Genomic DNA, 6,815 nt, shown 5'->3' on the forward strand with positions numbered 1-6,815 from the left:
CAGGAACGATTGACCCTCGTGCCGACGCACGCTGTTGCCGGCTCTGTTCGTTCCGTCAGTTCGGCAGATGCCGGCCCATCCAGTTTTCGACGTCTTCCGAGGTTCGCGGAAGCCCGGCGGACATGTTCCGCCTTCCGTCGCCGGTGACCAGGATGTCGTCTTCTATCCGGACCCCGATGCCGCGCAGCTCGGGGGGAACGGTGAGGTCGTCGGGCTGGAAGTACAGGCCCGGTTCCACCGTCAGCACCATCCCCGGCTCCAGCGCCGCCTCCCGGTAGGTCTCGTCCCGCGCCTGGGCGCAGTCGTGCACGTCGAGTCCGAGCATGTGCGACGTGGCGTGCAGCGTGTATCGGCGGTGGATGCCCGCGCCCGGTGCGCGGGGATCCTCCGACAGCGATGCCTGCGCACCGTCCGGCAGCAGCCCCCAGTCCGCCAGCGCGGTGGCGATGACCTGCATCGCCGCGCGGTGCGGGTCCAGGAACGAAGCTCCCGGGCGGACCGCGTCGATGCCGGCCTGCTGCGCGCGGAGAACCACGTCGTATACCTGGCGCTGCAGGTCCGTGAAACGGCCGGTGATCGGCAGCGTGCGGGTGACGTCGGCGGTGTAGAGCGACCTCCCCTCCACCCCCATGTCCAGCAGCGCCAGCTCGCCGGCGCGCACCGGCCCGTCATCGCGAACCCAGTGCAAGGTGGTCGCATGGTGCCCGCAGGCGACGATGGAGCCGTAGCCGACGTCGTTGCCGTCCACGCGGGCGCGCCGCCAGAAGGTGCCCTCCAACCAGCGTTCGCCGTTGGGCAGCTCCATCGCGCGGCCGATTTCCCCCACGCACTCGGTGAAGCCGCGCGCCGTCGCCGCGACCGCCTCGTCCAACCGGGCGATCTCGAAGTCGTCCTTGACCAGCCGCAGCTCGGAAAGGGCCTGGGCGAGGACCGCGTCGCGGTCGTCGCCCGATCTGTCGTCGGACCACCGCAGCACCGAGCGGTCGACCAGCGGATCGATTCCCCGCAGCATCCGGGTGTTTCCCGGCGCCAGCCGGGCCAGCGCACCCGGGAGATCGGTCAGCGGCCGGCACTCGATCTCCAGAGCCGCGGCTGTCTCGCGAACCCCCGGCCGGGGACCGACCCAGAGTTCCCCGTATCGGCGGTCGGTGTAGAACGCCGAGCTGGACCGGTCCGATCGTCCCGCGACATACAGCGTCGCATCGTGCTCGCCGGCCGCGTTGGGTAGCAGAACCAGCACCGCATCGGGTTCATGACAGCCTGTCAACCAGAAGAAGTCACTTCCCGGACGGAACGGGAAATCCGTGTCGTTTGCCCGTACCCGCAGGCCGCCGCTCGGCACCACGAGGGCATCGGCCGGGAAGCGTGAGCCCAACAAGGCGCGGCGTTTCGCGGTGTAGGGTGCGCAGTCATCGCGGGATGGCACAGCGTCGTCAATCGGCGCCCAGCCGGTTGCCATAAACCGCCGGAACGCCGCGTGCGGTTCCTCATCGTGGTTGGCCTGGCCGGGTTCGCGGCCGGAAGACGCCGCCGCTTCGGCCGTCGTCTCGCCGCTCCCCGCGGGGACCGGCGCCGGCCTCGAATCCGACCCCGCGACGGCGGAATCCGTCGCCGTCCCGGGTACATCGATGCGGGCGCGGACAACGTCCGCTTCGCCGGCTGTGATGACGTTCTGGTCACGCTCCGCCGGGGCTCCCTCGGGTACCCCCGTGCCGGCCGGTGGAGGTGTGCTTTGGTGGGACTGGGCACTCATACCGTTAACGGTAGGCCGGGTCGAGCTCCGGTGGGTAGTGCTCTGCCGGTCCGCTGTCCATCGAGACCGCACCGGACATCTCGCCGTGGTCGGAGTCGGATTTTCGGTACGCCGATCGTCCGGATGATGTGAGCCGATCCCGGCGCCGCCTCGCCACCCGCCGCCCGGCGATCCGGTACTTGCGCGCGCCGTCATCCGATCCCTGGGGAGCGAGGGCGCGCGCCGGCCGCGGCCGATGACTTGCGGAAGGTTACGCGATGGCCGATCTTCTCGCTTCGAACGGGTTAACACGGGCAAGCAATCGGTTGTGCGAGATCCGCGGTATCCGCCGTTACGTGACTTTCTGTCGCTGTCTGTTGACGGGGGTGTTGGACCCCGGGCAAGGACCTGTGACGGTGTGCCCTAGGCGGTTCGGTCCGGGGGCGGACGTCCTCGGTCCCCGCAATCCCGACCGATATCCGCGACTTCATGGGCCTCGCGTGCGTGGTAGGGCGGCGGCCCGATGAGCCGGAACATCCGGGTTGCGGCGCGCGCCTCCTCGACGGCGCTGTAGCCGACATCACACCTGGGTCATGTCGGCATTTTCGGCCCGGTCGGAGATGCGGATCCGCGATTGCGGCCGACAGTTGCGATCCACGGATTGCGGTTGCGGGCCGCCCGCCGTGCGCTCGCCGGGCCCGCGATCGCGGCCGAGCCGGGTCGCCCATCCGACAGCTGTCGAGGGCGCCGACGGTACCCCGCAGCGCGGGATTGGTGAGAGGCTGTCCCGGAGTGTTCCGTTCGTAGGCTCGTGGCGCACGACCGGGACCGGCGACGTCGTGGCGATCGCGGGGCCGGCTGGCGCGGACGGCCCGGCGGCGCAGGGCCCGCCCGATGGGCGTGACCGCCCGCTCGGCGTACTGCCCTCGCCGGGTGAATGACCGGCTGATATGCGCAGGGACAGGCGGTCGCACCGGCGGGCGCGAGTCGCGCGACACTGGCGGAACGGCTCGCCTGGAACGGATGCCCGGAACAGGACGGCGTCACCGGCGCGGGATGATCTCCTCCCGGTGGATGAGGGAGGGGGAGGCGGCCATGACCTGGCCTCCGGATCGGCCGGAAGGGTACGGGCCGCCTGCGGGTCGGCCCGCAGGGGAGGGCGGCGACCGGCGGCGCGACGCTCCCCGGCGCGGTACCCCCCGGCCCGCGTCCGAGGAGAACTGGCCCGCGGGGCAGTGGCCGCGCCGCGAGGCCGGATCCCGTCCGCCCGCCGTGGACCGCCCGGCGCGTCCGCGGGCCGAACCAGGCGCCCGAGGCGGCTCCCAGGAGCCCTACCATGATCCGTACGCCGACCCCTATTCAGGCCGCGATCCCTACTCCGGGCGCGATCCCTACTCCGGGCGCGATCCCCAGGGTGGCCGCGGCGCGCCGCCCGGTGGTCGCCGGGCGGCCGATCCGCCCGGCCCGACCCGGCCGGACCTGCCGGAGACCGGCGACCCCACGCCGCCGCGCCGCGGCTCGATCCGCCGCGGCGTCACGGCGGTCGCGGCGGTGCTCGCCGCGGTCGTGCTCGTGCTGGCCACGAGCGGCTGGGCCGTGTTGCGGCACTATGACGGCCGGGTCCGCCATACTCCGCTGACCTTCTCCGCCGGCGTGGACCGGCCGGCGTCGGCCTCCGGCGGCACGCAGAACATCCTGCTGGTCGGGTCCGACACCCGGGCGGGGACCAACGGCGAGTTCGGCGCGACCGAGGGACAGCGGTCGGACACCACGATCCTCGCCCATCTCGACGGCGACGGTTCGACGACCCTGATCTCCTTCCCCCGCGACCTGTGGGTGCGGATCCCGGCCTACACCGATTCCCGGGGCACCCAGCACACGGCCCAGCGCTCCAAGCTGAACGCGGCCTTCTCCTACGGCGGCCCGTCGCTGCTGGTCGCGACCATCGAAGGCCTCACCGGGATCCGCGTCGACCACTACGTGCAGATCGACTTCGTCGGCTTCCAGGGGATGACCGACGCCCTGGGCGGGGTCACCGTCTGCATCAAGGAGCTGCCGCCCGAGCTGAAGGCGCGCGGTTTCGACAACCTGCACGACCACTACTCGGGGTTCTCCGGCCAGGTCGGGGAGAACCGGCTGACCGGGGCGCAGGCCCTCGCCTTCGTCCGCCAGCGCTACGGCCTGCCGGAGAGCGATATCGACCGGATCCGCCGCCAGCAGCAGTTCCTGGGGGTCGTCTTCCAGCGCATCGCCTCCACCGACACGCTGCTCAACCCGGCGAAGCTGATCAACGTGGTCGACGCCGCGACCTCCGCGATCACCCTCGACGACCACACCTCCCTGGCCGACCTGCGCCTGCTCGCGGTCCGCATGCAGTCGATCGGCTCCGGCGGGGTCGTGTTCGCCACCGTGCCGGCGGCGGCCGGTCAACGCGGCGGGCAGAGCGTGCTGGTGCCCGATCCCGAGCAGCTCGGTGCCTTCCTGAAGCCCTTCGGCGGCCGCGCCGCCGAGGCGAGCTCCACGGGCGCACTGCCGGCCGGTCCGGGCACCACCGCGGCCGTCCCGGTGTCCTGGTCCCGGCCGGCCGTGGCCGCGGGCGGCGGTGCCCGGGTCACCGCGCAATCGGCCCCGGCCGCCGCCCCGGCGGGAGTCTCCTGCACCTACTGAGCGGGCTGAGCGGGCCCCTGCCGCAGGGGGGCGATCGGCGCGGTGGGGGCGTCGTCGGCGGCGCAGCGGTCGTACGGGGGGGCGCCGCCGGGCCTGGGGGGATCGGCCTCGCCGTCGGCGGGGGGTGGGTCGCCGGTGGCGGGTGGACCGCCGATGGGCGGTGCGCTGCCCGTGGGCGGTGCGCTGCCCGTGAGAGGTGCGCTGCCTGTGGGAGGTGGGCCGCCGGCGGTGGTGGGCCCGTCGGCGTGCTTCCCCGGCCGGTGCGAGTACTGCTCGTCCAGCGCGGCGTTGAGTTCGGCGCCGAGCAGCACCGCAAGGGCGGTGATGTAGAAGAACAGCAGGGCTGCCACGGGTGCGCCCAGCGAGCCGTAGACCAACTCGTGGCGGAACACGATCTCCAGGTACAGCCGCAGCATGTAGCTGCCGACCAGCCAGCACACCAGCGCCAGGGTCGCCCCGGGCAGCGCCCGCCACCATGGCCTGCGCACCGGCAGGGAGAGGTGGTACAGCGAGGTCAGCATCGTGAGCGCGACCAGCCCGACGACCGGCCAGAACAGCAGGGTCAGGAGTCGGTCGACCGACGGGTGCCGGTCGGCGTCGAGAATCCGTGAGATCAGCCCGGGTCCCAGGATCAGCGCCGGCAGGATGATCACGCCGCTGGCGATCTGGGCGAGGAACAGCCACAGCGCCACCAGTCGGCTACGCACCGCCGAACGCAGGTCGCGCTGGCCGTAGGCGATGGTGATGGTGTTGACGAAGGTCGCCATCGCCGTCGAGCCGGTCCACAGGGACAGCACGAAGCCGATGGAGATCACGTCCGGCCGGCCGCGGGAGAGGATCTCGTCCACGGTGGGCCGCACCGCGTCGTCGACCACCGACTCGGTCAGCAGGTCGCCGGCGCCGCGCAGGATGCTGTCCCGGATGCTGCTGAGCGCGTCCCCGCCGATGGCGTCGGCGACGTAGCCGAGCGCGCCGAGCAGGGACAGCAGCAGCGGCGGCAGGGACAGCAGCTGCCAGAACCCCGCCTCCGCCGCCAGGCCGAGCACCCGGTGGCGCCAGGCGTTGGCGAGCGTCGTGCGGGCCAGGCGCAGCGGACCCCGGGGGACCCGGCGCTGCTGCCGGTCAAGGCGGCGGAACATCGCGCTGCGCCGGACCCTCGCCCGCGCCACCGTGCGGCGCTGCCGGGCATGCGCCAACAGTTCCGGGTTGGCCTCGATGACGACCCGGCGTAGCAGCACCGAACAGCGGCTGCGCGCCGGGCTGCGAGCCACGGGGGTGGATGCCTCCTTCCCCATGGCGGACACGGCCCCACCGTATGGCCTGGTGGAGCGCCTGGAGGTCAACGGCACCCGAGCGATGTCGGGGCAGATCCCCTGAATGGGGGACCCATGGGGGAGACGCGCGGCCCGTCGTCACGGCGCCCGCCCCCTGCAAGGGCGGAGAGCAGCGAAAGGGGCACGCCACGTGACCGTGGCATGCCCCTTGATACCTGAGAGTGAGACTCAGGACACGCTGAGCTTGTCGGTCTCGTCGTGGTACTCGACGGCCATTTCACGCAGCTTGGAGTCGTGCGACTTGGCGTGGTGCCGGCAGAACAGTAGATCCCCGCCGCCAGGCAGCACCACCCGCACGTATGCCTGGGCACCGCACCGGTCGCAACGATCGAGGTTGGTCAGCGTCGGCTTCGTGGTAGTCCCTGTCACATCTACTCCAACTGTGTTAGGCGGTCAGACGTTCCGGCTGACCATGTGACGGTTTACTCACAGCCGGCTCTCGTGGCGTCATTGCATCCAGAGCGGCGTGGTGTCCGCGGAGCTTCGGGACCGCGGACGGTTACCCGCCCCCGGGGCGCTGCGGCCGGATCAGGGCCGTCGGGCACCGAAGACGATGTCGTCCCATGCTGGCACTGACTTGCGTCCGCGTCGACCGCCTGCGGGACGTTCCCCCCCACGGGTGCCGTTGTTCTGCCGGCCTCGTGACGCAGCGGGTGCGCCCGGCTTCTCTGCGGTCGCCTCTTCGGTACGCTCCGTCGTTGACTCCTCCGAATCGGTAGAAGTTGGCTCACCCTTGGCCGCCGGCGCCGACGCGCTTCGGCGTCGTTTGTCGGTGGCGGTGGGGGTCCCCTCGGCCGCGCTCGGGTCCGCCGGTGAAGTCACCGCGGGTGTCCGGGCCGACTCCTCGGCGGGAGTGGCGGAGGTGCCGCCGCCTACGGATGGCACTGCTGTGTCGGCATCTCCGGCCTGCCCCGGGCGCTCGCCCCGGGGGGTGGCGACCGGCGTGGCCGGGCTCGGGGAGGCCGCGGCGGAGGTACCCGCGCGACCCGCCGCCGCGGACCCGGCCGGCGACGTGGCGGAAGTCACGGTCGGCGAGCCGGCCTGGGTGACCGCGGCCCGGGGGGTTCCTCCCGTTCGCCCGG

Annotated in this window: 4 protein-coding genes and 1 pseudogene; 2 read left to right on the forward strand and 3 right to left on the reverse strand. The window is 72.4% G+C overall.

Features of this window, described 5'->3' with window-relative positions; genetic code table 11:
• Positions 1-55: 55 nt before the first annotated feature.
• Entirely contained in the window at positions 56-1,459 is a 1,404-nt protein-coding gene (locus tag FRAQA3DRAFT_RS28030; protein WP_035921636.1) for an aminopeptidase P family protein, read from the reverse strand.
• A gap of 1,368 nt (positions 1,460-2,827) precedes the next feature.
• Between FRAQA3DRAFT_RS28030 and FRAQA3DRAFT_RS28035 the strand changes: the two genes are divergently transcribed.
• On the forward strand, positions 2,828-4,399 hold the full coding sequence (locus tag FRAQA3DRAFT_RS28035; protein WP_009742429.1) for an LCP family protein: 1,572 nt from the start codon (positions 2,828-2,830) through the stop codon (positions 4,397-4,399).
• Here FRAQA3DRAFT_RS28035 and FRAQA3DRAFT_RS28040 read toward each other — a convergent pair.
• Positions 4,393-5,670: a YihY/virulence factor BrkB family protein gene (locus tag FRAQA3DRAFT_RS28040; RefSeq protein WP_232291795.1), complete on the reverse strand. Its 1,278-nt coding sequence runs from the start codon at positions 5,668-5,670 to the stop codon at positions 4,393-4,395. The two genes, FRAQA3DRAFT_RS28035 and FRAQA3DRAFT_RS28040, sit on opposite strands and share 7 nt — an antisense overlap.
• A 231-nt stretch (positions 5,671-5,901) precedes the next feature.
• Entirely contained in the window at positions 5,902-6,102 is a 201-nt protein-coding gene (locus FRAQA3DRAFT_RS28045) for a hypothetical protein (protein WP_009742431.1), read from the reverse strand.
• A gap of 520 nt (positions 6,103-6,622) precedes the next feature.
• Here FRAQA3DRAFT_RS28045 and FRAQA3DRAFT_RS37780 point away from each other — a divergent pair.
• Positions 6,623-6,815: pseudogene (locus tag FRAQA3DRAFT_RS37780) on the forward strand (hypothetical protein); the annotation flags it as partial.

This window comes from Frankia sp. QA3, from assembly GCF_000262465.1.
Classification (GTDB): domain Bacteria; phylum Actinomycetota; class Actinomycetes; order Frankiales; family Frankiaceae; genus Frankia.

Excerpts from the sequence above, each read along its gene's own strand:
- FRAQA3DRAFT_RS28035 (WP_009742429.1), top strand. The coding sequence starts at position 2,828 with ATGACCTGGCCTCCGGATCGGCCGGAAGGGTACGGGCCGCCTGCGGGT.
- FRAQA3DRAFT_RS28030 (WP_035921636.1), bottom strand. The coding sequence starts at position 1,459 with ATGGCAACCGGCTGGGCGCCGATTGACGACGCTGTGCCATCCCGCGAT.